Here is a 26,688-nt window from a genome sequence, read left to right as displayed (position 1 = left end):
CACACAACCTGCTAAATCGCTACCAAGCGTTCGACGCAATCGCGCTTAGCCCATCGGTGGGCACGAATAACCAACAAGAATACCGAGGAGGCCTGACCTTGAAGATGACACGACTTCGGCACTGTCTGGGTGCCGGAACCCTGGCCGCACTGGCCCTAGCGCTGCACCAGCCGGCCAACGCCGCCGATGGCCAGGCGATCATCAACGCCAAGTGCCAGGCGTGCCACACGCCCGAAGGCAACAACTCCCTGAGCCGCATCAGCCATCAGCGCAAGACCCCCGAGGGTTGGCTGATGAGCATTGCGCGCATGCAGGTGATGTACGGCCTGAAGATCAGCGACGATGAACGCCGCTCGGTGGTCAAGTTCCTCGCCGACAAGCAGGGCCTGGCGCCGAGCGAGACCGAGGGTGTGCGTTACGCCCTGGAGCGCCGGCTGAACACCGTGGAGAAATTCGATACCAACTTCGAGCAGATGTGTGCCCGTTGCCACTCCGGCGCGCGCATCGCCCTGCAGCGCCGCCCGGCGGCGGAGTGGGAGAAGCTGGTGAACTTCCACCTGGGCCGCTGGCCGTCGCTGGAATACCAGGCGCTGTCCCGCGATCGCGACTGGTTCGACCTGGCCAAGAAAGAAATGGTCCCGGAACTGGCCAAGCGCTACCCGTTGGACAGCAAGGCCTGGAGCGACTGGAAGCAGCACCGTCCCAAGGCCGAGTCGCTGGCGGGCGAGTGGAGCTTCGCCGGGCACATGCCGGGCAAGGGCGACCTCGCCGGCACCATGAGCGTGGCCAAGAGCGGCGACGATGCGTTCAAGGTCAGTGTGAAGGGCCAGTACGCCGACGGCGAGGCCTTCAACGGCGAAGGCAGTGCGGTGCTGTACAACGGCTACGAGTGGCGCGGCAACGTCACCGTGGGCGACCTGAGCATGCGCCAGGTGTTCGCCGCCCTCGACGGCCAGATGCAGGGCCGCATGTTCGACAAGGCCCACGACGAGCGTGGCCTGGACTTCGTCGCGGCCAAGAGCGACACCAGTCGCGTACTGGGCGTGCAGCCGGCGTATATCAAGGCGGGCAGCGAGGCTGAAGTCACGGTCGTCGGCACCGGCCTGAAGGGCAAGCCATCGTTCGGCAAGGGCGTGGAAGTGGTCTCGCTGGTTTCGCAGACGCCCGAGCGCCTGACCGTCAAGGTCAAGGCCAGCGATGCGGCGGCGGTCGGCGACCATGACGTCACCGTCGGCACCGCCAAGGGCGGCAACCTGGCCGTGTACAAGGACATTGCCGAAGTGAAGGTGGTGCCGGAGTTCTCCGTCGCCCGCATCGGCGGCAATGGCGGTTCGACGCCCAAGGTCCAGGGCAGCTTCGATGCCGAGGCCTGGGGCAAGGGCGCCGACGGCAAGCCGTTCCGTATCGGCGTGTTCCCCGCGCAATGGTCGGTGGAGCCGTTCGATGACCGCGCCAAGGAAGACCAGGACGTGAAGTTCGCCGGAGAGATGGACGCCGATACCGGCATCTTCACCCCGGGCGACGCCGGCCCGAACCCGGCGCGCAAGATGATGACCAACAACGCCGGCAACCTGAAGGTGATCGCCGCGGTGGACGACGCGGGCCAGTCGCACAAGGGCGAGGGGCACATGATCGTGACCGTGCAGCGTTGGAACAACCCGCCGATCCCGTAACCGTCGGGATCGGATGAACTGAATACGTGAATCCCGCCTTCGGGCGGGAAAAACAACAAAGTTCCGGGAGGTCGCCATGGGCGCCATCTTGAATCTGGTCGAACGCAACCTGCACGAAGTGCGGGTGGACGCCGACCGCCTGTTGTTCCACATCCCCAGCTCCTCGCTGTTCGCCAGCGACGAGTTGACCGGTGGGATCATCGACGCGCTGCGCGGGCATGCCTGCTCGCCGGACGAGCTGACCCAGCGTCTCGGCGGTCGTTTCGCTGCCGAGGAGATCGACGAGACCCTGCGCGAGCTGATCGCGCTGGAACTGGTCAGCGACGGCTCGCCGCTCACCCCTGAAATCGGCATCAAGAAAGTCGACCGCACCGCCCTCAACACCGTGGTGCTGAATGTCAACACCGGCTGCAACCTCAGTTGCACCTACTGCTACAAGGAAGACCTGGACAAGCCCTCCGCCGGCAAGAAGATGGGCGTGGAAACCGCCGAGGCTTCGGTGGAAATGCTGATCCAGGAATCCCCCGACGAGCCGCGCTACACCGTGGTGTTCTTCGGCGGCGAACCGCTGTCCAACCGCCCGCTGATCGAGCACATGGTCGCGTACTGCGAGCGTCGCTTCGGCGAGCTGGGCAAGACGGTGGACTTCGTCATGACCACCAACGCCACACTGCTCACCGAGGAAATCGTCGACTGGCTCAACGCCCATCGCTTCGGACTGTCAATCAGCATCGACGGACCGAAGACGGTGCACGACCGCAACCGCATCACCGTGGGCGGGCAGGGCACCTATGACGTGGTGCGGCGCAAGGCCGACATGCTGCTGTCGCGCTACACCGCGCGGCCGGTCGGCGCGCGGGTGACCCTGACCACCGGCGTCACCGACGTCGAGACCATCTGGAACCACCTGTTCAACGAGATGGGCTTCGCCGAAGTCGGTTTCGCCCCGGTCACCTCGGGCGACATCAGCAGCTACAACCTCACCGGGGAAGAACTGAAGGACGTCTTCGCCAACATGAAGGCCCTCGGCCGTCGGTATCTGGACGAGGCGCTTCAGGGGCGCAACATCGGCTTCTCCAACCTGCACCAGTTGATCACCGACATCCACGAAGGGCAGAAGAAGGCCCTGCCGTGCGGCGCCGGCCTGAAGATGCTGGCGGTGGACCACAAGGGCGAGCTGAACCTGTGCCACCGCTTCACCGGTTCATCCCTGCCGACCTTCGGCAACGTGCATGAAGGGGTGAAGCAGGCCGAGCTGAACGAGTTCCTGTCGCAGCGCCTGGACCGCACCGACACCGGCTGCGCCAGCTGCCGCATCCGCAACCTCTGCTCCGGCGGCTGCTACCACGAGAGCTACGCCCGCTACGGCGACCCGGCGCATCCCACTTACCACTACTGCGAACTGATGAGGGACTGGGTCGACTTCGGTATCGAGGTCTACAGCCGGATCATGGCTGCCAACCCCGGCTTCATCGACCGCCACATCACTCCGCGGAAGGCGCACTGACATGAAACATCTGAAAGCCATCAACAACAAAGCACAGAAGCTCGAACAGGCCGCCGCCGAGGACCGCATCGAAGACGTGGTGGCGATGAACTCCGTGGCCGGTTGCGCCTCGACCACCGACCCGGGCTGGGAAATCGACGTGTTCGGCGGCGTGTCCTCGCTCTGCCAGCCGATGGAAGCGGACCTCTACGGCTGCTCCGACCCTTGCTGGTGGCCGGCCCAGGTGCCGGACATGATGAGTACCTACCCCGACTGGAACAAGGACGCGCAGGCCTCGGCCGAGAACTGGCGCAACCTCGGCACCGTATTCCCGGACGACAAATGAGCGGACAGAAGAACAAGAGGAAAACCTGCATGTCCAGAAAAGCATTCGCCGCCGCGCTCGGCAGCCTCTCGCTGGCCGGCGCGCTGCAAGCCATCGCCGCAGACGCCGACTTCGATAAGAGCAAGGCGCTGGAAAGTGGCCACGAGTACCTGATCAGCACCAACTACCCCAACAACCTGCACGTCGTCGACATGCAGACCGACAAGCTGTTCAAGACCTGCACCATCCCCGGCGCCTACGGCCCGGGTATGACCCAGCTGTCGCCGGACCGCAAGGTGGTCTACATCCTGAGCAACCACTACGCGGACATCTACGGCATCAAGCTCGATGACTGCCAGCCGGTGTTCCACGCCACCATCGCGCAGAAGCCGGGCGAGAACGCGCGGGCGATGTTCTCCATGACCGTCAGCCATGACGGCAAGGAGATCTACGCCATCGCCAACCCGACGAAGATCCTCGCCGAGCACTACGAGGTGCAGCAGCCGCGCCTGCAGATCTACTCGGTGGCTGACGGCATGAATGCCAAGCCCGTGCGCACCTTCCCGGCGCCACGCCAGCTGACCATCATGCAGACCGGCGACGACGGCACCCTCTACGTGGCGGGCCCGGACATCTACAAGGTGGACGTGAAGACCGGCAAGTTCGACGTGGCGATCCCCAGCCGCAACTGGAAGCGCCCGAACTACTCGCCGCCGGACGTGCTCTACGTATGGAACCAGCAGACCTACTCCCGTGATTTCTCGCTGTTCTACACTGCCGCGAAGTTCAAGGATGACAAGCAGGACCCGGCCACCGCCGACTTCCGCTATGGTTTCTTCAACGTGGACCTGGCCACCGGCAAGACCGAGACCCTCGACTTCGGCCCGGTCACCGAGGTGTACTTCAGCGGCATGCGCTCGCCGACCGACCGCAATGTCATCTACGGCGTGCTCAACCGCCTGACCAAGTACGACATCAAGGAGCAGAAGCTGGTCAAGGCCGCGAACCTGGACCACTCCTACTACTGCCTGACCGTCAACAAGGCCGGCACCAAGCTGTATCTCTCCGGTACCTTCAATGACGTGGCCATCTTCGACGCCAACAGCCTGGAGCGCCTCGGTGATCTGAAGCTGCCCGGCGGCGACATGGCGATCACCACCAGCCAGGCCTTCGTGGCCAACTGATCGGCAGGATCGGGCTGCCCGGGGCGCAAGGCCCCGGGCAGTTTCCTCTGGAATATCAGCCCTCCGGCTGAAGCGTCAGATTTCTGGCTCTGGGCTCAGGCTTTTTGTCTCCAGTCTTTCCAGCGCCAGGTACCTCTGGGCTCCGCAGCGCGCACAGCGTTGGCACAGCATCGGCACGTGGCCTACGTCGGTCGGACTCCCTTCGTCCCAATGGCATCCCAGGAAAAAGCAGCGCAATCGCATATGTCCTCCTCCGGGTATTCCCGGTTTGTAGACAGATAGAAAGGGCGGTGATGCTGCTGGCTTGTTCTTGTGTGCAGGCGGCTAGCAGCCTCCCGCCAGCCGTCTAGAATGGACAATCTAAAGTGCCGGACGGCGTTGGGCGCCGGCTGTTCCTGCGCCATTGCGCGCAGTGAGGGGGACGGTGCAGTGCCCGGACCTCGCGGTGTCGAGCGGCACCGTTCCGGGTTCGCAGGAATTGTGTTCGTGATCGTCAATGTTTTGGCGAAGTATTGATATGTGACAATTGTTGCGACAAATTAACGCCGCGATCCTGATGCTTTTTTGCTATGATTGACTCCCAGGTTAAGGACAGCTTGCAGAGACTTTCCATGAATACCGCGTCACCCCTGGCCGCCATTGTTGGCAGCACGTCTTCCCGCTATCGCGACAGTGAACTGGATCATTTCGCTGATCTGGCCAGCCTGCAGTCGGCATCGACCTACGATGTGCTGCTCCTCGACCTTCCCGGCGCCCAGGCGGGGCAGATGCTGCGTAGCCTGCGCCAGGACCCGCGTTATCGTTTCGCCCTGATCTATTGCTGCCAGGATCTTGACCCCTGGTGCGAAGCGCTGGGCGATGGCGCACCGCCGGCCGAGATTGGCGCCATCACGCCGCTCTGGCGCCTGTGGCGCGAGCGTTTCAGCCTGTTCAACCAGGGACAGGCGCCGGCGCGCTTCGAGGAGCGCGTGCTGGCCTGGCTCTGGCTGCGTTCGCGCGGCGACGTGCATGCCGTGCGCGATACCGCCGTGCCCCAGCATTACCGTTATCCGATTCTCGAGGCCCTGGGCGACAGCGAGGAAGTCCATCCGTTTTCCTGGCTGCAACTGATGGGGCAGCAGGGCTGGCTGGAAGAGGGCGAGCTGTTGGACCGCCTGCGCCTGTGCACCGCCTGTGGCTCGGGGCGCCTGAACTACGTGGACGTCTGTCCGGAGTGCCAGGCCCTGGACATCGGTCGCCAGCCGTCGCTGCACTGCTTCACCTGCGGACACGTCGGGCCTCAGGAGCACTTCCTCAAGGACGGCCTGCTGATGTGCCCGAACTGCCTGACGCGCCTGCGCCATATCGGCAGTGACTACGACCGCCCGCTGGAGAACTACCGCTGCCGCAGTTGCCAGGCGTTCTTCGTCGACGCCGCCGTGCAGGCGCGCTGCCTGGATTGCGGGCAGACCCATGATCCGGACAAGTTGCGGGTGCGCGAGGTGCGCCACTTCCGCATTGCCGAGGCCGGGCGCCTGCGCTGCCGCGAGGGCTTCGCCGCCACCTCGGCGAACATGGAACGCTTCGGCAGCCTCAGCCTGTTGCCGCGCCAGGCGTTCCTGGACCTGCTCACCTGGCAGCTGCAACTGACCACCCGCCATCGCACTCCGCCGTTCTCCCTGCTTGGCCTGCGCTTCGTCAACCTGCTGGAAACCCTCGCCGAACTCGGCGAGATGCGTGGCCACGCCCTGGTGGACGGACTGGTGGAGCGCCTGCAGGAAGCCGTGCGCGAGACGGATCGCTGCTCGCGCATGAGCGAAGAAGTGCTCTGGGTGCTCATGCCCCACACCGACGCCGCCGGGGTGGAAGTGGTGCGTCAGCGCCTGGCCAAGGGCGCCGAGCGCCTGACGCAGGAGAAGGCGACGCGCATCGAGGTCCGCCTCGTGGCCTTCACCGCGCCGGACGATCAGCTGGAGCAGGAAGACGCCGCCTTGCTGCTGGCCCGGCTGGGGGGAGATCTGGGCTGAAGCATGGAAGCCTTCGTCGAACAATGGCTGCTGCTGCTCGGGGAGTTCGCCCGCACTGACGGGTTCTTCCAGGCTGCGTTCATGCTGCTGCCGGCCTTCCTGCTGCTGGAAGTGCCGCTCAACCTGATGGTGCTGATCGGCGTGCTGCGCTGGTTCATGCGCAAGCCGTTCGAGCTGCCCAAGGACAACGGCTATCGCCCGCGGGTGTCCTGCATCATCACCTGCTACAGCGAAGGTCTGGATGTGCAGAAGACCCTGCTGAGCCTGTGCGAGCAGACCTATCCGGGCTACATCGAAATGATCCCGGTGGTCGATGGCGCGGCGGTCAACAAACCGACCATGCAGGCGGTGCGGGACTTCCGCGTCGACCCGACGCTGCATCCGCGGCGCCTGCTGCGGCCCATTGCCAAATGGCAGCGTGGTGGCCGGGTCTCCTCGCTCAACGCCGGCCTCGCCCATTGCACGGGCGAAATCATCATGGCGCTGGACGGCGACACTTCGTTCGACAACGACATGGTCAGCCGCATGGTCCGCCATTTCGCCGACCCGGACGTGCCGGCGGTGGCGGGCAGCCTGCGGGTGCGCAACGCCTGGGCATCGCTTACCACGGCGATGCAGGCGCTGGAGTACCAGCTGTCGATCCACATGGCCAAGATCGGCCTGAGTGAATGGAACCTGGTGAACAACGTGTCCGGGGCCTTCGGCGCGTTCCGCCGCAGCTTCCTCGACAAGATCGGCGGCTGGGACACCCACACCGCCGAAGACCTGGACATCACCCTGCGGATCAAGAACTACTTCGGCCGCAGGCCCCTGCGCATCCCCTTCGAGCCCGGCGCCATCGGGCATACCGATGCGCCCGTGAAGTTCCTGCAGTTCCTCCAGCAGCGCCTGCGCTGGGATGGCGACCTGTACTTCCTCTACATCCGCAAGCATCGCCACAGCTTCAACCCGCGCCTGCTGGGCTGGCCCAATTTCCTGATGACGCTGATCACCGGCTTTTTCTTCCAGCTGGTGCTGCCGTTCATCATCTTCGGCTACTGCGTGATCGGCCCCCTGGTCGTGCCGCTGCCGCGTTTCCTCGCCCTGGCGTCGCTGATCTACCTGGTCTACCTGGGCATGACCCTGCTGCTGTACCTGGCGATGCTGGTGCTGGTGTCCGAGCGTCCGCGCCAGGACCTGAAGCTGTTCCCGGTGGTTTTCGTCTTCCCCCTGTTCATGCTGGTCATGCGTCTGTGGAGCGCGGTGGCCATGCTCAACGAGGCACTGCGCCGCGGCCATGAAGAAACCAGCATGGCGCCCTGGTGGGTGCTGCGTAAGGCAAAGAGGTTCTGATTCGATGATGCGTTCCCTGCTCCTTGGCTCCCTGCTGCTGGCTAGCGGCCTGTCCCAGGCCGATGTGCTGCCGCTGTCGCGGGTGCTCGACAGCGTCGATGACAGTGCCGTGCTGCAAGCCAACGCCGCCGACCTGCGGGCCCTGGATGCGCTCAAGGAGCAGCGTGAGGCCGAAGCCGGCTGGCAGTGGTTCGGTTCGGGCAGCGCGGGTCACTATCGCGAGCTGGTGACCGAGGACGAGATCGATACCTACTACGGACGGAACATGGCGCTCGGCTTGCGCCACCCCCTGCTGGGCAGCTTGCGGCGCCAGGTGCAGGCGGTCTCCGCCGTCGAACTGGAACAGCAGCGGCAGCAGTCCCGCCGCCTGCTGCACAAGGCCGAACAGCGGCTGGCGCTGCGCAGCGCCTACGCCGACTGGTGGCGCGCGGAAGAGGAGAGCCGCTGGTGTCAGGCATTGCTGCCCGACGCGGCCAGCGCCCGCGAGCGTCTGGCCCTGCGCCAGCGCCAGGGCTGGCTGTTGCCGTCCCAGGCGAGACTGCTGGACGGCCGCTGGCAAGCCTTGCAGCGGCGTTGTGAGTCGAGCGCCCGGCTGATGGACGATACCCGTGAAAGCCTGGCCGAACTCTCCGGTCTGGACATCACCGCCAGCCAGCAGGCCCGTGCGGAAGCGCTGGCGGCGCAGGTGCAACCCCTGACCAGTTGGCGCCAGGCGCTGGAAGGCCATCCGCGCCTGCAGGAGCGCCGGGATGAGCTGCGCCTGGCCGAGCAGAACCGCAAGTCACCCTGGTACGACAGCATCGATTCCAGCTTCAGCGTCGCGCAGAGCTACGAGAACCGCAGCGGGGCCACCAGCTCCGGTAATGGCCTGGTCGCCAGTCTCAACTTCTCCGCACCGTTCGACCTGATGTCCTACGGCCAGGCCCGTGGGCGGGAAGGGGAGGCGCGCCACCAGGCGGCCTTGGCCAGGCTGAATGCCGAGCGCCAGCAGTTGCTGCAGGACCTGGGCAAGGCCCTGCAGGGGCAGCGGCAGGCCGTGGAAAACCTGGAGCGCGAACGCGAGCAGCTCGCCGTGTCGTCGGTGGCCCTGCGCGAGCAGCGCCTGCGTGCGGATCGTTCGGCCGAAGGCTCGCTGGCCGAGGTGCAGGCGGTGGAGCTGGAGCGCTACGACAACGGCCTGCGCCTGATCGCCGCGTGGCATGCCGCCTGGTTGCGCGAAGCCGCCTTGCGCATGTTCGTCGACGATGACCAGGCGCTGAGCCCGTTGCTTGGCGTGCAGAACCTGAGCTGGCAGCCGCCGGCAGGCGCCCAGGCCAACGCCCCGGCCAAGGCCAGTCCGGCCCGTGAGTCGGCCTGGAACCAGGGCGTCTACCTGTGGAAGAGCCAGGCCCTGTTGCAGCCCGAGACCCGGCGCGCCGAACTGAATGCCTTGCGCAGCGCCGGCATGCAGCGCCTGTATGTGGGGCTCGATGCCCGCCAGGTGGCGGACATGCCGACCCTGCGCAAGCAGCTCCAGGGCACCCTGGCCGACGCCCGCGCCCAGGGCATGCAGGTCGTGCTGCTGTTGGGCGATCCGGCCTGGCTGTCGGCCAGCGGACGCAAGGACCTGCTGGCCCTATTGGGTCAACTGCGCGAAGTGCGCTTCGACGCCGTGCACCTGGACCTTGAGGTCGAGCAGCTCGGCTGGCCGGTACCCGACAGCCGCCTGCGGGACTGGCTGGATACACTCGGCGCGGTCGCCCGGCTCGACTACTGGCCGCTGGAACTGTCCAGTCATCCGCGCTGGTTCGCCGAGCCCGCCAGTGGCACCTGCGTGCCCTGCGCCTTGCCGCAGCGCGGCGTGCGCCAGGTGAGCCTGATGATTTATACCCGCAACCCCGAACGCAGCGCGGAACTTGCGCAATCCATCGCCCGCCGTTGGCCGGAGCTGCGTTTCCGTCTGGCGCAGAGTGTCGAGCCGCAATTGCCGGCCGAGGAATCCTGGGCCGGAGCGTCGAGCACCCAGCTGCGGCAGCAGGTGGAGCGCTGGCGTACGCGTCTGCAGTCGGCCGGAGTCTCCGGCATTGACTGGCAGGACTGGTCCCATTACCCGCATTGAGCATCCCATGAAGATTCGATTCTCCAGCCCCAAGGAACAACAGCCCACTCAGGAGCAGGGCCTCAAGGTGCTTTACGCGCCGGGCAAGCGCATGGCGTTCAAGCTGCGCTGGTATCTGATCCTGCTGGTGGTGACCAGTCCTCTGCTGTTCCTGGTGGGGCGCGAAATGCTCGGCCTCTGGCTGATCGAGGCGCCCGCGCAACTGCACCTGCCGTCCAGTGAACTGCGCGCCCGTGAGGCGGGGCAGGTGGCGCAGGTACTGGTGCGGCCCGGCGACAAGGTCGAGGTCGGCCAGTTGCTGATGCGGATGGACAATCCCGAGTGGCGTGCGCGCCTGGCGCTGCTGGCCGATCCGTCGAAGGCGGCGCCCACGGTGACCGGCCGGAAGACCCTCAGCGAACGCGAGCGCGAGCCTCTGGTGCGTCTGCTGAACAGCGCGGAAAGCCGCCTGCAGCAACTGCGTGGCCTGCTCGCCGCCGGCGCGGCGACCCGGGGCGAGGTGCAACTGGCCCAGGATGAACGCGACCGTCGCCAGCGCGATCTGGTGGAGTTCGACCGGCGCGAGGCGCAGCCGGGGGACGACACCCTGGATCGCCAGCGTCGGCTGGAAAGCGACTGGCTGCAGTCGCGCCTGCAAGGGCTCGAACTGAAAGCCAACGACTCCGGCGTGATCAGCGAAGTCCTGGTAGGCGAGGGCGAGAACGTCGGCCCTGGTACCCTGCTGATGCGTCTGCAGCGCCTGGGCGATGCCGAAATCTGGATCTACCTCGATCCGCGCTATGCCGCCTACGCCTCGCCCGGCCAGCCGTTCCGGATTCGCCTGCCGGACGGAAAATGGCTGCCGGCGGAAGTGGTGCGCATGGTGGAAGATGCGGCCCCGGTGCCGGTGGAACTGCGCGAGGCCTTCAGCGCGCCGAACCGCAACCTGCGCCTGCTGGCTCGGGTCAAGGGCGAATGGCCGGCGTTCTGGCGCGTCGACCGCCTGGGCCTGAAGGCGCGCTTCCCGCACAGCTGGAATTGGCTCAACCGCTGGGCTGTCCAGGAATAACACCTGCCGGGCGTCTGCCTCGATGATGTCCGCTAAGCGACCCGCCGCGTGGTGCCGAGAGCGCCGGCCGCCGGGACCGGGCTGAAAGGCGGAAGTCGTTCCGCTCCCTCTGTTGCTCGGCCCGTTGCCCACCTTCACTTCGCCACGCTCCGACGACTGACGTCGGAGCGCTGGATTCCTTTGCTCTCCTTCCATCTGCCTCTTTCGACGAGGTGTTGACAGATAATATTACATGCATAATATTAATCGTCAGATGACGGCTGTAATCCTATTGCCGGACATTCCAGACGGCCCTCGGGCCCTGATCAGCCTTGCATGCGGGGGCGCGTCGCCCCCACTGGAGAAGAACCATGAATGCCAAATCCGAACTGGGCCGCGCACTGATCACCGGTGCTTCCTCCGGCATCGGCGCCACCTACGCCCAGCGCCTCGCCGCCCAGGGTTACGACCTGCTGCTGGTGGCCCGCGACCAGCAACGCCTCGACGCCCTGGCCGCACGCCTGGGCGAGCAGCATGGCGTCTCGGTGCAGGTGCTGAAGGCCGACCTGACCCGCAAGGAAGATCGCGCCAGCGTGGAGGCCCGCTTGCGTGAGGACGAGAGCATCAGCCTGCTGCTGAACAACGCCGGCGTCGCGATCAACGGCACCCTGCTGGAGACCGACCTGGACCGCCTGGAAAGCATGATCGAACTGAACGTCACCGCCACCGCGCGCCTGGCCGGCGCCGCCGCCAAGGCCTTCGCCGGGCGTGGGCGCGGCACCATCATCAACGTCGCCTCGGTACTGGCCCTGGCGCCGGAGCTGTTCAACGGCAGCTACAGCGCCACCAAGGCCTTCGTGCTCAACCTGACCCTGTCCATGCAGCAGGAGCTCGCGCCGTTGGGTCTGCGCATCCAGGCCGTGCTGCCCGGAGCTACCCGCACCGAGATCTGGGACCGCGCCGGTACCGACATCTCCGCGCTGCCGGCGGAAATGCTGATGGACGTGAACCACATGGTGGACGCCGCCCTGGCAGGCCTGGCTCAGGGCGAGGTGGTGACCCTGCCGGCGCTGCCGGATGCCGGCGAGTTCGACGCCTTCACCGCCGCACGGCTGAAGATGGCACCGAACCTGTCCCGCAGCGTCCCGGCGCAGCGCTATGGCGTAGCGGTCGACTGAATGATTCGTTGAGTGGCGAAAAGCTTGCCCCGGCCTCGCGCCGGGGCTTTTTTATGCGCGCGGGGTGCTCTTCGTGGGAGCGAGGGGGACGCCCAGTTCTTGCTCGCGAACCTGTCAGCCCGCTGCGGGTTTGTTCGCGAGCAAGCTCGCTCCTACAGTCACCGGCTCACTCCGCTGCGCCAATCTCGCGCTTGAGGTGCCGGCGGGTGCTTTCCAGGATGCGGTCGGACAGTTCCGGGTCGGCCACGCTACGCGACAGCACCAGTGCGCCGATCAGGGTGGCGAGGAGGGCGACGCTCTCATCCTCGGCATGTTCGCTGGGCAGCGCCTGCTCGATGGCATCGATGCGTGCCTGGACGATGGCATCGGTGGTGGCGCTGGCGTGGCCACGGGCGCCCAGCTCGGCGGACATGGTCGGCAGTGGGCAGCCCTTGCCCGGCGTATTGCGGTGCCCGGGAGACAGGTACTGGTCGATGAACCCTGGCAGCGGGTCTTTCTTCTCGAACTGCTGGTCGACGATCGGGCGCAGCTGCGCGGCGGCCTGCTGCAGCGCGATCTCCACCAGTTCGTCCTTGGACTTGAAGTGCGCGTAGAAACCGCCGTGGGTCAGGCCCAGCGCCTTCATCAGCGTCTGCAGGCCGGTGGCGTCGACGCCTTCGCTGCGGAAACGCTGCGCCGCCTCGTTGATGATGCGCTCGCGGGTCTGGGCCTTGTGGTCTTCGGAGTAACGCATGACCGGTCTCCTGCGGATCATGGAATGCTGGGTGACATTCTAACGCAGGGTGGGCGATGGGAGGTGATTCAGGGCAGGAACGAGGGACGACTGTAGGAGCGAGGGGGACGCCTAGTCCTTGCTCGCGAACGAACCCTCGCAGCGGAGTCTGGTTCGCGAGCAAGCTCGCTCCTACAAGTCAGGCGGACATCGGAATCACCCGTAGGAGCGGGCCATGCCTGCGATCGCGTACAGGGTGCGCTCCTTCAGGTTCAGCGCACGGCTTCCAGCAGCGTCGCCACGCCCTGTCCACCACCGATGCACTGGGTCGCAACGGCATAGCGCCCGCCGCTTTCCTTCAGCAGCGCCGCCGCCTTGCCGGTGATCCGCGCGCCGGTGGCGCCCAGTGGATGCCCGATGGCCATGGCGCCGCCGTGCAGGTTGACCCGATCGATATCCAGTTCCAACCCGCGCAGGCAGGCCAGGGCCTGGCTGGCGAAGGCTTCGTTGATTTCCACCAGGTCGATATCGCTCATGCGCAGGCCGGCGCGGTCGAGCAGTTTGCGGGTGGCATGGAGCGGGCCCATGCCCATGATTTCCGGCGGGCAACCGACCACGGAAACCGCCTTGATCCGCGCCAGGATGTCCAACCCGTGTTCACGGGCGAATTCCTCGCTGCACACCAGCACGGCCGCCGCACCGTCGGTGAGCGGCGAGGCGGTGCCCGCAGTGACGCTGCCGCCGAAGGCCGGCTTGAGTTGGGCCAGGGCTTCGCGGCTGGTGCCGGGGCGGATGCAGCCGTCTTCGCCGACCACGCCGTTGGGCGTGTCGATCCGTACGATCTCCGCGGCCAGCAACCCTTGCTCACGGGCGCGCGCGGCCTTGGCATGGGAGTCCACGGCCATGGCTTCCTGATCGTCGCGGGAGATGCCTAAGCGTTCGGCGACGATCTCGGCGGTCTGCCCCATGGGCATGTAGGCCTGGGGGAATTCCTCGAGCAGGCGCGGGTTGGGCGAAACGTTGAAACCGCCCATGGGCACGCGGGTCATGGACTCCACGCCGGCGCAGATGAATGCATCACCGGCACCCAACTGGATCTGTCCGGCGGCGAAGTGGATCGCGGTCATGGACGAGCCACAGAAGCGATTCACCGTGGCGCCGGCCACCGTCTCCGGCAGGCCGGCGAGGAAGCCGGTGATGCGCGCCAGGTTCATGCCCTGTTCGGCCTCGGGATAGGCGCAGCCCATGATCAGGTCCTCGATCAGCCGGGCGTCCAGACCGCTGCGCGCAACCAGTCCCTTCACCGTCTGCGCGGCGAGATCATCCGGGCGCACGTCGATCAGCGCGCCCTTCCTGGCGAAGTGGAAGGGGGAGCGGGCATAACCCGCGATGACGACGGAAGTCATGGTCGGTCTCCTGGATCGAATGGCCTGTCAGCGCCCGAGGATCAGGCAGGTGGTGGAACCGGTGGCGTAGAGGCGGCCATCCACGTCGTAGAGGCGGCCTTCGGCCAGGGCGGTGGAGCGGCCGAGATGGATCAGCGTGCCTTCGGCGCGGATCGGCCCGGTGTCGCGGGTCAACGCACGGATGTAGCTGATGCGCAGGTCGGTGGTGGTGTAGCCCAGTCCGGGTTCCAGCTGGGTGTGCACCGCGCAGCCCATGGCCGAGTCGAGCAGGGTGGCGGCATAACCACCGTGCACGGTGCCCAGCGGGTTGTAATGGCGCAGGTCCGGGGTGCCCTGGAAGATGAAGCGGCCGGGCGACCATTCCATGGGGACGAAACCAATCAGCTCGTTGATCGGCGGGGAGGGTAATTCACCGTTGCCAATGCCTTCGAAGAAGGCCAGCGGGCTCATGCTGCGCAATGCCTGCAGCCCGATCACGCCGGGGTCGGCGAGGCGCTGGCGCATCTCGGCGGCGGCCGCCTCCCAGACGGCGATCTTCTGTTCTCGGCTCATGTCATTCATTGCGGGACTCCAGCAGCTTATTTAAATATTACGATCGTCATACTAGCATTGAATGATAAGCGACATATAAGTGATGGAAGCGCCATCCCATAGGGCGAAAGCGACAGGGACGAGGGGGAGGCAAGGCGGCTGGCGGAGCGGACTCCGCCAGCCAGGGGATTACTCTGTGGTGGCGGTGACGCTGGTTGCGCGGGCCTGGTTGCGCTGGGCCTTGTACTGCAGGGCGACGGCGGGCACCGGCGAGGCCTTGCCGGTTTCCACCCAGCGGCGGATGCGGCCGGCATCGGCCACGTGGGTGCGCTTGCCGAAGGCATCCAGCAAGGCCAGGGCGACCGGGCGGCCGTTCATCATGGTGACCATGACCAGGCAGTGGCCGGCGTCGTTGGTGAAGCCGGTCTTGGTCAGGCGGATGTCCCACTTGCCGTTGCGCACCAGCGGGTTGGTGTTGAAGAAGCTCAGCGAGTAACCGGGCTTGCTGAAGCGCGCGTCGCTGGTCGCCGTGGTGCTCATCTGGCGGATCTGCGGGTAGGTGTAGGCGGCCTTGGCCAGGCGGATCAGGTCCTGGGCGTTGGAGGTGTTATGGATCGAGAGGCCGGTGGGCTCCACGTAGTGGGTGTGGTTCATCCCCAGGGACTTGGCCTTGGCGTTCATCGCCGCGACGAAGGCCTTGGAGCCGCCCGGATAGCTGTGCGCGAGGCTGGCGGCGGCACGGTTCTCGGAGGACATCAGCGCCAGCAGCAGCATCTTCTCGCGGCTGATCTGGCTGCCCAGGTGCACGCGGGAGAACACGCCCTTCATCTCGGCGGTCTCGGAGATGTCGACGGTGACCATCTCGTTCATCGGCAGCTTGGCGTCCAGCGTCACCATCGCGGTCATCAGCTTGGTCACCGAGGCGATGGGCACGACCAGGTTGGGGTTGCTGGAGTAGATGACCTTGTCGGTCTGCAGGTCCACCACCAGCGCGCTGCCGGAGGCCAGGACCAGTTGATTGGGTTGTGTCGCCTTGGGAGGCGTGGCGGCGAGGGAGTTCGATGTGCAGACAACAGCGGCGCAGGCAAACAGCAGGCTCAGTATCGAACGACGACTAGTCATGAATGTGATTCGCAGGCGTGAGTGGGAAATTCTCTACATCCATGTAGGTAATTTCGCCGGATTTTAATTCATGCCCCGATCCTGCGCACCTGGCGGCGTGAGGAACCTGCTGTATCACTTTGCGACGGCTTGAGACAGCGTGTTCGACGGTCGGCCAGGTGCGCGGATAGTCGGTGGCAGCGCGGGGCGGGCGGCTTTCCAGCTGTTGCGAAATGCAACCGGCACAGGATAGGCCCCGGTAGTTGAAAAACGTGTCAAACCCTCGTCAGCTATGGGTTTTCCATCTGATGGCACGCTTTGTGACTGGCTATCCTCCGATGTACGGATTGCCTGTACGGCATCGATGACGGTGCTCTGGGGTTGCGTTTACCTTTACGTTAACGTAAACATGCTTCGCAGCCCGCGACCAGTCGGTCAGACCGGTCGGCCACCTGCAAGCAAGCCCGGCTGCAGTCTCCGCCGTGGTCGAACGTTCAGCGTTGATCCCAGAACAAGCACAACAAGGGAAAGCCATGAACCACCTGAGTTACACCCGCGGCCGCCAGGACAAGCCCCTGCTGGCCATGACCGTCGGCGCTGCCTTCGATGCCACGGTCGAGCGATTCCCGCAGCGCGAGGCCCTGGTCGTGCGCCACCAGGACCTGCGCTACACCTGGGCCGAACTGGCCGAGGTGGTCGATGGCATTGCCCGTGCCTTCCTCGCCCTGGGCCTGCGCCCCGGCGATCGCCTGGGGATCTGGGCGCCCAACTGCGCGCAGTGGTGCGTGACCCAGTTCGCCAGCGCCAAGGTCGGCGCCGTGCTGGTCAACATCAACCCGGCCTACCGTAGCAACGAGCTGGAGTACGCGCTCAAGCAGTCCGGCTGCCGCTGGCTGGTATGCGCCGATGCGTTCAAGACCTCCGATTACCACGGCATGCTCACCGGCCTGCTGCCAGAACTGGGGCAAGGCCGTCCGGGCGAGCTGTCCAGCGAGCGCCTGCCGGAGCTGCGCGGGGTGATCAGCCTGTCCGACAGCGCGCCCGCCGGCTTCCTGCGCTGGAGCCAGCTGGCGCCGCTGGGTGTCGCGATTTCCGCAGCCGAACTCGCCGAGCGCCAGGCGCTGCTGCAGTTCGACGAGCCGATCAACATCCAGTACACCTCCGGCACCACCGGCTTCCCCAAGGGCGCCACGCTCAGCCACTACAACATCCTCAACAACGGCCTGATGGTCGGCGACAGCCTCGGTCTCACCGAGCACGACCGCCTGGTGATCCCGGTGCCGCTGTACCACTGCTTTGGCATGGTGATGGGTAACCTCGGTTGCCTGACCCACGGCTCCACCATGATCTACCCCGCGCCCAGCTTCGAGCCCGAGGCGACCCTGGCAGCGGTGGCGGAAGAGAAGGCCACCGCACTGTACGGCGTGCCGACCATGTTCATCGCCGAGCTGGACCACCCCAATCGCCGCGACTTCGACCTCTCCAGCCTGCGCACCGGCATCATGGCCGGCGCCACCTGCCCGATCGAAGTGATGCGCCGGGTGATCGACGAGATGAACATGGCCGAGGTGCAGATCGCCTACGGCATGACCGAGACCAGCCCGGTTTCGCTGCAGACCGGCCCGGAGGACGACCTGGAAACCCGCGTCACCACCGTTGGCCGCACCCAGCCGCACCTGGAAAGCAAGATCATCGACGCCGATGGCCGCATCGTCCCGCGCGGCACCATCGGCGAGTTGTGCACCCGTGGCTACAGCGTGATGCTCGGCTACTGGAACAACCCGCAGGCGACGGCCGAAGCCATCAGTCCGGCGCGCTGGATGCTCACCGGCGACCTGGCGGAGATGGACGACGCCGGCAACGTGCGCATCGTTGGTCGCAGCAAGGACATGATCATCCGTGGCGGGGAGAACATCTATCCGCGTGAGATCGAGGAGTTCCTCTACACCCACCACGCCGTGGCCGACGCCCAGGTGATCGGCATCCCCGACGAGAAATACGGCGAAGAGCTGGTGGCCTGGGTCAAGTTCCACCCCGGCCACAGCGTCGAGGAGGACGAGCTGCGCGCCTTCTGCAAGGCCGCCATCGCCCACTTCAAGGTGCCGCGCTACTTCCGCTTCTGCGACGATTTCCCGATGACGGTGACCGGCAAGATCCAGAAGTTCCGCATGCGCGAGATCAGCATCGAAGAGGTACGCAGCAAGCGTGGCTGATCGATCGATGCACCCTCACGCCCATGTCCGCGAGGCGGCATGGGCGTAGAAAAGGGCACCATCTCCATCCGCCTGGTGAGCGAGGCGCTGGCGGAGTTTCGTCGCCATGGCGGGGACGAGCGACCGCTGCTGGTCGCCGCCGGCATTCCCGCCGAGCTGTTCGACAAGCCCTACGCGCGGGTTTCCAGCCAGGCCTACGCGCGGCTCTGGCGGCGCTTGGCGCGGGCGATGGACGACGAGTTCTTCGGCATGAATGCCCGGCGGATGAAGTCGGGCAGCTTCAATTTCATGGCGGCCGCGGCGATCCGCGAGCCGACCCTGGAAGCGGCGCTGAACGCCGCGCTGCGCTTCATGGGACTGATCTTCGATGATTTCACCCCGCAGTTGAGCCGCCAGGACGGCTTCGCCGCGATCGTCCTCGACGAACCCGAAGGTCCCGCGCCGCGCGCCTTCTGCTACTTCACCCTGTGGCTGATGCTGCACGGCCTGGCCTGCTGGCTAGTGGGCCGGCGCATCCCGATCCTCGCCATCGAACTGCGCTGCCCGCAGCCGGACTATCTCTCGGACTACCGCGTGATGTTCACCGAGAACCTGCGCTTCGCCCGCCGCCAGTCGCGCCTGCTGTTCAACGCCGAGGCGCTGGACCTGCCGGTGCGCCGCGACGAGCGCGAGCTGCGCCGTTTCCTGAGCGGCGCGCCGGCCAACATCCTGGTGCGATACCGCGACCCGCAGAGCCTCGCCGCGCGCACCAAGGCCTACCTGCGCAGCCTGAAGTTCGAGCGCTGGCCGGACCTCGACGCCCTCGCCGGGCACTTCTACATGGCGCCCTCGACCCTGCGTCGCAAGCTGGCAGCAGAAGGGCAGTCCTACCAGGCGCTCAAGGACCAGCTGCGTCGCGATCTCGCCATCGCCCGGCTGGACAGCGGCGACGGCAACTTCGCCGATCTCGCCGAGGAACTGGGTTTCGCCGACACCAGCGCCTTCTACAAGGCCTTCCGCAAATGGACCGGCTCGACGCCGGGGCAGTACCGCGCGCTGATGCGCCAGGAGCCTTGAAATTCAAAGGGCGGTTCAAGTAGCCGCCTTTCAAGCCGATAGAACGTCACAGAACCGCTCTTGCCCAAGGACGCCACTCCATGCCCCTGTCCCGCCTTTCGATCCAGTGGAAAATCACGCTGCTGACCGGCCTGTGCCTGCTCTGCATCGTCAGCCTGCTGGTCGGCTTCTCGTTGCTGCGGATGAACCATGACGCCCAACTGATCAAGGCGGCCAACGCCGACATGCTCAAGGACGCGGCCAAGTCGCGGATGCAGGCTCGCAGTGAGCAGCAGGCGGAGATCATCCAGCGCTTCTTCTCCGATGTGTACCACTTCGGCAACCAGTTCTCCCGCCAGGTCAGCCAGTTGCGCGAGCAGTCCGCCAAGCAGGGCGCGGACGCGCTGAGCGTGCGCAAGGACCTCAACCTGCTGGTGCGCGATGGCCTGAAGAGCAACCCGGACCTGCTCAGTCTCTACGTGGTCTTCGAGCCCGACGCGCTGGACGGCCAGGACGCCGCGTTCCACGACCAGGCCGACGCCGGCAGCAACGAGAAGGGCCGCTTCGGCGCCTACTGGGCGCAGAAGGCCTCCGGTGAAATGACCGGTCTCGCCGTGACCGAGGAGATGATCGCCGACATCACGCCGATGCTCGATGGCAGCCCGTTCAACACCTGGCAGCAATGCCCGCTGCAGACCCGCAAGGCCTGCGTGCTCAACCCGTATTTCGACAGCGCCTCGGGCACCAAGGTGCTGATGACCACCGTCACCTTCCCGCTGCTCGACCAGGGCAAGGTCATCGCCGTGATCGGTATCGACATCAGCCTCAGCCGCCTGCAACAACTGGCCGTCGACGGCGACCGGCAGCTGTACGACGGTGCCGGCAGCGTCAGCATCGTCAGCCCGGCCGGCCTGCTCTCCGGCTACAGCAGCGACGAAGCGCTGCTCGGCCAGCCGCTGGAAAAAGCCATTCCCAGCCAGGCGGCCGAGCTGCTTTCCCTGCAGGCCAGCGGCCGCCCGCAAGTGCTGGAGAAGGATGGCCAGCTGCGCGTGGTCCAGCCCCTGTTGCCGATCCCGGATGCCGCCAAGCCCTGGGCCGTGGTGCTCGATGTACCGCAGGACGTGCTGCTGGCGCCGGCGCTGGAACTGCAGAAACAGCTGGATGAACGCAACGCCAGCGGCGCGCTGTGGCAGACCCTGTTCGGCCTGATCGCCGCCGTGGTCGGCCTGCTGCTGGTGTGGCTCACCGCCCGTGGGGTGACCCGGCCGATCCTCAATGTCGCCGCCATGCTGCGCAACATCGCCAGCGGCGAAGGCGACCTGACCAAGCGCCTGGACTACACCGGCAAGGACGAACTGGGCGAGCTGGCCGGCTGGTTCAACCGCTTCCTCGACAAGCTGCAGCCGATCATCCGTGACGTGAAATCCTCGGTACACGACGCCCGCGCCACCGCCGACCAGTCCTCGGAAATCGCCAGCCAGACCAGCGCCGGCATGCAGCAGCAATTCCGCGAAGTCGATCAGGTCGCCACCGCTTCCCAGGAGATGAGCGCCACCGCCCACGACGTCGCCAACAGTGCCGCCATGGCCGCCGACGCAGCCCGTGGCGCCGACGGTGCAACCCGCGATGGCTTGAGCGTGATCGACAACACCACGCGCCTGATCGACGAGCTGGCCAGCGACATGAGCAGCGCCATGAGCCAGGTCGAAGGCCTGGCGGCGAGCAGCGAGCAGATCGGCTCGGTGCTGGAGGTGATCCGCGGTATCGCCGAGCAGACCAACCTGCTGGCCCTCAACGCGGCCATCGAAGCGGCTCGTGCCGGTGAGGCAGGACGCGGTTTCGCGGTGGTCGCCGACGAGGTGCGCAACCTGGCCCGGCGCACCCAGGACTCGGTGGAGGAAATCCGCCAGGTCATCGAAGGCCTGCAGAACGGCACCCGCGACGTGGTCGGTGCGATGAGCAACAGCCATCGCCAAGCGCAGGACAGCGTGAGTCAGGTCGAGCAGGCCGTGGCTGCGCTCAAGCGCATCGGCGAGGCGGTGAGCGTGATCACCGACATGAACCTGCAGATCGCCAGCGCCGCCGAGGAACAGAGCGCGGTGGCCGAGGAGATCAACCGCAACGTGGCGGGGATTCGTGACGTCACCGAGTCGCTGTCCAGCCAGGCGCAGGAATCGGCGCAGGTGAGCCAGTCGCTGAACAAGCTGGCGAACCATCAGCAGGGGCTGATGGATCAGTTCAGGGTTTGATGCTTGCTGTTGGTGCTCGGGCTTTTCCCTCTCCCCAGCCCTCTCCCTGAAGGGAGAGGGAGCCATTCGGCGTGATGCGACGTGCATAGTCCGCCGGCAAGCGCAGTGCTATCAGAGCGCTCCGAGCAGTTCCCTCTCCCTTCAAGGAGAGGGTTAGGGAGAGGGCAGCCCGCGTACGGAACGCCCCAGTAGCACAACCGCTGTCCAATCCGCTCATCCAGATTGGCGGCTTTCGACATTGCCCGCACGCCTGCGCGGCGGGAACATCAGGGAACTCCAACAAGAACAACCCGGGAGTCCCAAGCGATGCGTTCCCATACCGCCGCCACGGCCGAGTTCGACTACCGCGCCACCGCCGACGCCACCCTGGCCGGCAACCTCTATGCCCTCAACGCCTGCGTCGAATGCTGCGACCGCCACGCCATTCCCGGCCGCGTCGCGCTGTTCTGGGAGGGCAAGGACGGCGACAGCGCCTCCTACACCTTTACCCAACTGAAAGAACTTTCCGGCCGCTTCGCCAGCTTCCTGCACAGCCTCGGCGTGCGCCCCGGCGACGTGGTCTCCGGCATGCTGCCGCGCACCCCGGAACTGCTCATCACCGTGCTTGGCACCTGGCGCCTGGGCGCGGTCTACCAGCCGCTGTTCACCGCCTTCGGCCCCAAGGCCATCGAGCACCGCGTGAAGCTGGCCGGCAGCAAGGTGGTGGTCACCGACGGCGCCAACCGCGGCAAGCTCGACGAAGTGCCCAATGCACCCACGCAGGTCACCGTCGGTGGGTCGAAGGGGCAGGGCATCCGTCATGGCGACTACAGCTTCTGGGCCGAACTGGAACGCCACTCGCCGGACTTCGAGCCGGTACTGCGCAGCGGCGAAGACACCTTCCTGCTGATGTTCACCTCCGGCACCACCGGGCTGGCCAAGCCGCTGGCCGTGCCGCTCAAGGCCATCGTTGCCTTCGTCGGTTACATGCGTGATGCAGTGGGGCTGCGCGAGGAGGATTCCTTCTGGAACCTCGCCGATCCGGGTTGGGCCTACGGCCTCTACTACGGGGTCACCGGCCCGCTGGCCATAGGGCACCCGATCACCTTCTACGAAGGCACGTTCACGGTGGAAAGCACCTGCCGCATCGTGCGCAAGTACGGCATCACCAACCTGGCCGGCTCGCCTACCGCGTACCGCCTGCTGATCGCGGCGGGCGAGGCGGTGTCCAAACCGCTCAAGGGTCGCCTGCGCGCCGTGAGCAGTGCCGGTGAGGCGCTGACGCCGGAAGTCATCCGCTGGTTCGCCAGCGAGCTGGGCGTGACTATCCATGACCACTACGGCCAGACCGAGCTGGGCATGGTGCTGGCCAACCACCACGAACTGGAGCACCCCGTGCACCTGGGCGCCGCCGGCTATTCCATCCCCGGCCACCGCGTGGTGGTGCTGGACGAGCAGGGCAACGAGCTGCCGGTCGGTCAGCCCGGCATCCTCGCCATGGACCGCCGCCAGTCGCCGCTGATGTGGTTCGCCGGCTACCAGGGCATGGAGACCAAGGCCTTCGTCGGCGACTACTACCTGAGCGGCGACACCGTGGAGCTGAACGAGGACGGCAGCATCAGCTTCGTCGGCCGCGCCGATGACCTGATCACCACCTCCGGCTATCGCGTCGGTCCGTTCGATGTCGAGAGCGCGCTGATCGAGCACCCGGCGGTGGTCGAGGCGGCGGTGATCGGCAAGCCGGACCCGGAGCGCACCGAACTGGTCAAAGCCTTCGTGGTGCTCTGTTCGTCCTACCGGCCGAGCACGGAGCTGGCCGAGGAACTACAACAGTACGTGCGCAAGCGACTGTCGGCGCACAGCTACCCGCGGGAAGTGGAGTTCGTCGAGGAACTGCCCAAGACCCCCAGCGGCAAAATCCAGCGCTTCCTCCTGCGCAACCAGGAGATCGCCAAACAACGCGAAGCGGCCGAGAAAGCGGCGGCTCACTAAGTCCAGCGGAGAGACTTCATGCAGATCCAGAACAAGGTATTCCTGATCACCGGCGGTGGTTCCGGCCTGGGCGCGGCCACCGCGAAGATGCTGGTGGGCGCCGGCGCCAAGGTGGTGCTGGCGGACGTCAATGCCGAAGCGGGCGCGGCCCAGGCTGCCGAACTGGGTGAGGCCAATGCGCGCTTCATCCGCACCGACGTGTGCAGCGAGGCTGACGGCAAAGCTGCCGTGCAGCTCGCCCTGGATACCTTCGGCGCGCTGCACGGCCTGGCCAACTGCGCGGGCGTGGCGCCGGCGGAGAAGGTCATCGGCCGCAACGGCGTGCACGGGCTGGAGAGCTTCACCCGCACCGTCAACATCAACCTGATCGGCACCTTCAACATGCTGCGCCTGGCCGCCGAAGCCATGGCGCAGAACGAGCCGGACGCCGGCGGCGAGCGCGGCATCATCATCAACACTGCGTCCGTGGCCGCCTTCGACGGGCAGATCGGCCAGGCCGCGTACTCGGCCTCCAAGAGCGCCGTGGTCGGCATGACCCTGCCGATCGCCCGCGAGCTGGCGCGCTCGGGCATCCGCGTGATGACCATCGCCCCCGGCATCTTCGAGACCCCGATGATGGCCGCCATGCCCCAGGAAGTGCGTGACTCCCTCGGCGCCAGCGTACCGTTCCCGCCGCGCCTCGGTCGCCCGGACGAATACGCCGCGCTGGCCCGCCACATCATCGAAAACACCATGCTCAACGGCGAGGTGATCCGCCTCGACGGCGCCATCCGCATGGCCGCGAAGTAAGAGGAGAAAGCTCATGAACGATCCCATCGTCATCGTCAGCGCCGTCCGCACCCCCATGGGCGGCTTTCTCGGCGACTTCAAGGACGTGAATGCCGCCACCCTCGGCGCGGCCGCCATCCGTGCCGCCGTCGAACGCGCCCGGCTGGGCGCGGAAGAAGTGGACGACGCCGTGCTCGGCTGCGTGCTCTCCGCCGGGCAAGGCCAGGCCCCGGCGCGCCAGGCGGTGCTGGGTGCGGGCTTGGCGCGTGGCACGCCGTGCTCCACGGTGAACAAGATGTGCGGCTCGGGCATGAAGGCCGCGATGATGGCCCATGACGCGCTGCTCGCCGGCAGCGCCCGCATCGCCCTGGCCGGCGGCATGGAGAGCATGTCCAACGCGCCGTACCTGCTGGAACGTGCCCGCAGCGGCTACCGCATGGGCCACGGCAAGGTGCTCGACCACATGTTCCTCGACGGCCTCGAAGACGCCTACGACAAGGGCCGCCTGATGGGCACCTTCGCCGAGGACTGCGCCGAGAAGTATGGTTTCACCCGCCAGCAGCAGGACGACTACGCCATCGCCTCGCTGACCCGCGCGCAGAAGGCCATGAGCGACGGCCGCTTCGCCGACGAGATCGTTCCGCTCACCGTCAAGGCCGGCAAGGAAACCCGTGAAGTCAGCCAGGACGAGCAGCCGCCGAAGGCCAGACTGGACAAGATCCCGACCCTCAAACCGGCGTTCCGCGACGGTGGCAGCGTAACCGCGGCCAACTCCAGCTCCATCTCCGACGGCGCTGCCGCGCTGGTGCTGATGCGCCTGTCCGAAGCGGAAAAGCGCGGTCTCACCCCGCTGGCGGCGATCCGTGGCCATGCGTCCTTCGCCGATGCGCCGAACCTGTTCCCGACCGCTCCGGTGGGCGCGGTGAACCGCCTGCTGCAACGCACCGGCTGGGCGCTGCACGATGTCGACCTGTTCGAGGTCAACGAAGCCTTCGCCGTGGTTGCCATGGCCGCCATGCGCGAGCTGGACATCCCCCACGACAAGATCAACGTCCACGGCGGCGCCTGCGCATTGGGCCATCCGATCGGCGCGTCCGGCGCGCGGATCATCGTGACCCTGCTGTCGGCGCTCAAGCAGTACGACCTCAAGCGCGGCGTCGCCGCCGTGTGCATCGGCGGTGGCGAAGCCACGGCCATCGCGGTCGAGCGGTTGAGCTGAGGCTGATCTTAGGAGAGTTCCATGATTCCCAGTGAAGAAGACATCCAGATCCGCGACGTTGCCCGCCAGTTCGCCCAGGAGCGGTTGAAGCCTTTTGCCGCTGACTGGGACCGCGAGCACCGCTTCCCCGCCGAAGCCCTGAAGGAAATGGCCGACCTCGGCTTCCTCGGCATGCTGGTGGCGGAGGAGTGGGGCGGCGCGCAGACCGGGCACCTGGCCTACGCCATGGCGCTGGAGGAAATCGCCGCCGGCGACGGCGCCTGCTCGACCATCATGAGCGTGCACAACTCGGTGGGCTGCATGCCCATCGCCAAGTTCGGCAACGACGAGCAGAAGCGCCAGTTCCTGGTGCCCCTGGCCCGTGGCGAGATGATCGGCGCCTTCGCCCTGACCGAGCCGCAAGCGGGCTCCGACGCGAGCTTCCTCAAGACCCGCGCGCGCCGCGACGGGGATCATTATGTGCTGAACGGCAGCAAGCAGTTCATCACCTCCGGTAGCCACGCCGGCGTGGTTATCGTCTTCGCGGTGACCGATGCGGCGGCGGGCAAGAAGGGCATCAGCGCCTTCATCGTGCCCACCGACACGCCCGGCTACCGCGTGGTGCGCGTCGAGGACAAGCTCGGCCAACACGCGTCCGACACCTGCCAGATCGCCTTCGACGACGTGCGTATCCCGGCCAGCTACCGGCTGGGCGAAGAGGGGCAGGGCTACGCCATTGCGCTGGCCAACCTGGAAGGCGGGCGCATCGGCATCGCTTCCCAAGCCGTCGGCATGGCCCGCGCGGCGTTCGAATACGCCCGTGACTACGCCCACGAGCGTGAGACCTTCGGCAAGCCGATCATCCAGCACCAGGCCGTGGCCTTCCGCCTGAGCGACATGGCCACCGAGATCGCCGTGGCGCGGCAGATGGTCCACCACGCCGCCAGCCTGCGCGAAGCCGGCCTGCCATGCCTGACCGAAGCCTCCATGGCCAAGCTGTTCGCCTCGGAAATGGCCGAGCGCGTGTGCTCCGCCGCGATCCAGACCCTCGGCGGTTATGGCTATCTGCAGGATTATCCGGTGGAGCGCATCTACCGCGACGTGCGGGTGTGCCAGATCTACGAAGGCACCAGCGACGTGCAGCGGCTGGTGATCGCACGGAGTCTGTAAAAGGTTCGCCCGCAAACCCTGGCCT

The 26,688-nt window shown here is 66.3% G+C and carries 21 protein-coding genes and 1 pseudogene; 17 read left to right on the top strand and 5 right to left on the bottom strand.

The features are described 5' to 3' along the window. The first annotated feature begins 104 nt into the window (after positions 1 to 104). From peaA to peaD, 4 genes are all read left to right on the top strand, one after another. Complete coding sequence (gene peaA, locus SD196_RS15965; protein WP_416310405.1) at positions 105 to 1,673, top strand: quinohemoprotein amine dehydrogenase subunit alpha; 1,569 nt, start codon at positions 105 to 107, stop codon at positions 1,671 to 1,673. Between the two features lie 76 nt (positions 1,674 to 1,749). After that, on the top strand, positions 1,750 to 3,180 hold the full coding sequence (gene peaB / locus SD196_RS15960) for a quinohemoprotein amine dehydrogenase maturation protein (RefSeq protein WP_416310404.1): 1,431 nt from the start codon (positions 1,750 to 1,752) through the stop codon (positions 3,178 to 3,180). 1 nt (position 3,181) lies between these two features. Next, positions 3,182 to 3,505 carry a quinohemoprotein amine dehydrogenase subunit gamma gene (qhpC, locus tag SD196_RS15955; RefSeq protein WP_152223974.1) on the top strand — a complete coding sequence of 108 codons (324 nt, stop codon included), beginning with the start codon at positions 3,182 to 3,184 and terminating at the stop codon, positions 3,503 to 3,505. Positions 3,506 to 3,534: 29 nt separating this feature from the next. Continuing rightward, complete coding sequence (peaD, locus tag SD196_RS15950; protein WP_275611515.1) at positions 3,535 to 4,668, top strand: quinohemoprotein amine dehydrogenase subunit beta; 1,134 nt, start codon at positions 3,535 to 3,537, stop codon at positions 4,666 to 4,668. Between the two features lie 75 nt (positions 4,669 to 4,743). On the opposite strand, the gene SD196_RS15945 is transcribed toward peaD, so the two are convergent. Beyond that, on the bottom strand, positions 4,744 to 4,911 hold the full coding sequence (locus SD196_RS15945; protein WP_331319751.1) for a PSPA7_2676 family Cys-rich small protein: 168 nt from the start codon (positions 4,909 to 4,911) through the stop codon (positions 4,744 to 4,746). A 368-nt stretch (positions 4,912 to 5,279) separates the two neighbouring features. Here SD196_RS15945 and SD196_RS15940 point away from each other — a divergent pair, with 368 nt between their 5' ends. The 5 genes from SD196_RS15940 (at position 5,280) to SD196_RS15920 (ending at position 12,309) form a co-directional block, all read left to right on the top strand. Beyond that, a complete protein-coding gene (locus tag SD196_RS15940) occupies positions 5,280 to 6,674 on the top strand; it encodes a diguanylate cyclase domain-containing protein (RefSeq protein WP_343573457.1) in 1,395 nt (464 codons plus the stop codon). 3 nt (positions 6,675 to 6,677) lie between these two features. After that, positions 6,678 to 8,006, top strand: a complete 1,329-nt coding sequence (locus tag SD196_RS15935; RefSeq protein ID WP_275611517.1) for a glycosyltransferase family 2 protein — start codon at positions 6,678 to 6,680, stop codon at positions 8,004 to 8,006. A 4-nt stretch (positions 8,007 to 8,010) separates the two neighbouring features. Beyond that, a complete protein-coding gene (locus SD196_RS15930) occupies positions 8,011 to 10,104 on the top strand; it encodes a TolC family protein (protein ID WP_416310403.1) in 2,094 nt (697 codons plus the stop codon). Between the two features lie 7 nt (positions 10,105 to 10,111). Then, a complete protein-coding gene (locus SD196_RS15925; RefSeq protein ID WP_331319749.1) occupies positions 10,112 to 11,152 on the top strand; it encodes an efflux RND transporter periplasmic adaptor subunit in 1,041 nt (346 codons plus the stop codon). Between the two features lie 350 nt (positions 11,153 to 11,502). Further along, positions 11,503 to 12,309, top strand: a complete 807-nt coding sequence (locus tag SD196_RS15920) for an SDR family NAD(P)-dependent oxidoreductase (RefSeq protein ID WP_275611520.1) — start codon at positions 11,503 to 11,505, stop codon at positions 12,307 to 12,309. Between the two features lie 166 nt (positions 12,310 to 12,475). Here SD196_RS15920 and SD196_RS15915 read toward each other — a convergent pair whose 3' ends face one another. From SD196_RS15915 to pbpG, 4 genes are all read right to left on the bottom strand, one after another. Further along, positions 12,476 to 13,042 (bottom strand): TetR/AcrR family transcriptional regulator, encoded by a 567-nt coding sequence (locus tag SD196_RS15915; RefSeq protein ID WP_275611521.1) that lies wholly within the window; start codon positions 13,040 to 13,042, stop codon positions 12,476 to 12,478. A 251-nt stretch (positions 13,043 to 13,293) separates the two neighbouring features. Next, positions 13,294 to 14,427, bottom strand: a complete 1,134-nt coding sequence (locus SD196_RS15910) for a thiolase family protein (RefSeq protein WP_416310402.1) — start codon at positions 14,425 to 14,427, stop codon at positions 13,294 to 13,296. Positions 14,428 to 14,454: 27 nt separating this feature from the next. After that, on the bottom strand, positions 14,455 to 14,988 hold the full coding sequence (locus SD196_RS15905; RefSeq protein WP_331319747.1) for a PaaI family thioesterase: 534 nt from the start codon (positions 14,986 to 14,988) through the stop codon (positions 14,455 to 14,457). Between the two features lie 159 nt (positions 14,989 to 15,147). After that, positions 15,148 to 16,080 (bottom strand): D-alanyl-D-alanine endopeptidase, encoded by a 933-nt coding sequence (pbpG, locus tag SD196_RS15900; RefSeq protein ID WP_275611524.1) that lies wholly within the window; start codon positions 16,078 to 16,080, stop codon positions 15,148 to 15,150. A 512-nt stretch (positions 16,081 to 16,592) separates the two neighbouring features. Here pbpG and SD196_RS15895 point away from each other — a divergent pair. The 8 genes and pseudogenes from SD196_RS15895 (at position 16,593) to SD196_RS15860 (ending at position 26,663) form a co-directional block, all read left to right on the top strand. After that, positions 16,593 to 18,272, top strand: a complete 1,680-nt coding sequence (locus SD196_RS15895; protein ID WP_343573471.1) for an AMP-binding protein — start codon at positions 16,593 to 16,595, stop codon at positions 18,270 to 18,272. Between the two features lie 39 nt (positions 18,273 to 18,311). After that, entirely contained in the window at positions 18,312 to 19,328 is a 1,017-nt protein-coding gene (locus SD196_RS15890; protein WP_343573473.1) for an AraC family transcriptional regulator, read from the top strand. Positions 19,329 to 19,408: 80 nt separating this feature from the next. Continuing rightward, positions 19,409 to 20,650, top strand: a pseudogene (locus tag SD196_RS15885) (chemotaxis protein); the annotation flags it as partial. A gap of 150 nt (positions 20,651 to 20,800) precedes the next feature. Further along, on the top strand, positions 20,801 to 21,556 hold the full coding sequence (locus SD196_RS15880; RefSeq protein WP_416311748.1) for a methyl-accepting chemotaxis protein: 756 nt from the start codon (positions 20,801 to 20,803) through the stop codon (positions 21,554 to 21,556). Between the two features lie 306 nt (positions 21,557 to 21,862). Then, on the top strand, positions 21,863 to 23,527 hold the full coding sequence (locus tag SD196_RS15875; protein ID WP_343573477.1) for an acyl-CoA synthetase: 1,665 nt from the start codon (positions 21,863 to 21,865) through the stop codon (positions 23,525 to 23,527). 18 nt (positions 23,528 to 23,545) lie between these two features. After that, positions 23,546 to 24,316 carry a 3-hydroxyacyl-CoA dehydrogenase gene (locus SD196_RS15870; RefSeq protein ID WP_331319741.1) on the top strand — a complete coding sequence of 257 codons (771 nt, stop codon included), beginning with the start codon at positions 23,546 to 23,548 and terminating at the stop codon, positions 24,314 to 24,316. A 13-nt stretch (positions 24,317 to 24,329) separates the two neighbouring features. Continuing rightward, a complete protein-coding gene (locus SD196_RS15865) occupies positions 24,330 to 25,514 on the top strand; it encodes an acetyl-CoA C-acyltransferase (protein WP_416310401.1) in 1,185 nt (394 codons plus the stop codon). A gap of 21 nt (positions 25,515 to 25,535) precedes the next feature. After that, complete coding sequence (locus tag SD196_RS15860; protein WP_343573483.1) at positions 25,536 to 26,663, top strand: acyl-CoA dehydrogenase family protein; 1,128 nt, start codon at positions 25,536 to 25,538, stop codon at positions 26,661 to 26,663. Positions 26,664 to 26,688 lie beyond the last annotated feature (25 nt).

It is taken from the genome of Pseudomonas macauensis, assembly GCF_047902425.1.
GTDB lineage: Bacteria > Pseudomonadota > Gammaproteobacteria > Pseudomonadales > Pseudomonadaceae > Pseudomonas.
The sequence above is the reverse complement of the archived record's forward strand: the minus strand, read 5'-3'. Positions and strand labels throughout refer to the sequence as shown.

Coding starts and splice junctions, on each gene's coding strand:
- SD196_RS15880 (WP_416311748.1), top strand. CDS start 20,801: ATGCAGCAGCAATTCCGCGAAGTCGATCAGGTCGCCACCGCTTCCCAG.
- SD196_RS15925 (WP_331319749.1), top strand. CDS start 10,112: ATGAAGATTCGATTCTCCAGCCCCAAGGAACAACAGCCCACTCAGGAG.
- SD196_RS15860 (WP_343573483.1), top strand. CDS start 25,536: ATGATTCCCAGTGAAGAAGACATCCAGATCCGCGACGTTGCCCGCCAG.
- SD196_RS15870 (WP_331319741.1), top strand. CDS start 23,546: ATGCAGATCCAGAACAAGGTATTCCTGATCACCGGCGGTGGTTCCGGC.
- pbpG (WP_275611524.1), bottom strand. CDS start 16,080: ATGACTAGTCGTCGTTCGATACTGAGCCTGCTGTTTGCCTGCGCCGCT.
- SD196_RS15915 (WP_275611521.1), bottom strand. CDS start 13,042: ATGCGTTACTCCGAAGACCACAAGGCCCAGACCCGCGAGCGCATCATC.
- SD196_RS15910 (WP_416310402.1), bottom strand. CDS start 14,427: ATGACTTCCGTCGTCATCGCGGGTTATGCCCGCTCCCCCTTCCACTTC.
- SD196_RS15890 (WP_343573473.1), top strand. CDS start 18,312: ATGGGCGTAGAAAAGGGCACCATCTCCATCCGCCTGGTGAGCGAGGCG.
- SD196_RS15905 (WP_331319747.1), bottom strand. CDS start 14,988: ATGAATGACATGAGCCGAGAACAGAAGATCGCCGTCTGGGAGGCGGCC.
- peaB (WP_416310404.1), top strand. CDS start 1,750: ATGGGCGCCATCTTGAATCTGGTCGAACGCAACCTGCACGAAGTGCGG.
- SD196_RS15895 (WP_343573471.1), top strand. CDS start 16,593: ATGAACCACCTGAGTTACACCCGCGGCCGCCAGGACAAGCCCCTGCTG.
- SD196_RS15930 (WP_416310403.1), top strand. CDS start 8,011: ATGATGCGTTCCCTGCTCCTTGGCTCCCTGCTGCTGGCTAGCGGCCTG.
- peaD (WP_275611515.1), top strand. CDS start 3,535: ATGTCCAGAAAAGCATTCGCCGCCGCGCTCGGCAGCCTCTCGCTGGCC.
- qhpC (WP_152223974.1), top strand. CDS start 3,182: ATGAAACATCTGAAAGCCATCAACAACAAAGCACAGAAGCTCGAACAG.
- SD196_RS15935 (WP_275611517.1), top strand. CDS start 6,678: ATGGAAGCCTTCGTCGAACAATGGCTGCTGCTGCTCGGGGAGTTCGCC.
- peaA (WP_416310405.1), top strand. CDS start 105: ATGACACGACTTCGGCACTGTCTGGGTGCCGGAACCCTGGCCGCACTG.
- SD196_RS15940 (WP_343573457.1), top strand. CDS start 5,280: ATGAATACCGCGTCACCCCTGGCCGCCATTGTTGGCAGCACGTCTTCC.
- SD196_RS15920 (WP_275611520.1), top strand. CDS start 11,503: ATGAATGCCAAATCCGAACTGGGCCGCGCACTGATCACCGGTGCTTCC.
- SD196_RS15875 (WP_343573477.1), top strand. CDS start 21,863: ATGCGTTCCCATACCGCCGCCACGGCCGAGTTCGACTACCGCGCCACC.
- SD196_RS15865 (WP_416310401.1), top strand. CDS start 24,330: ATGAACGATCCCATCGTCATCGTCAGCGCCGTCCGCACCCCCATGGGC.
- SD196_RS15945 (WP_331319751.1), bottom strand. CDS start 4,911: ATGCGATTGCGCTGCTTTTTCCTGGGATGCCATTGGGACGAAGGGAGT.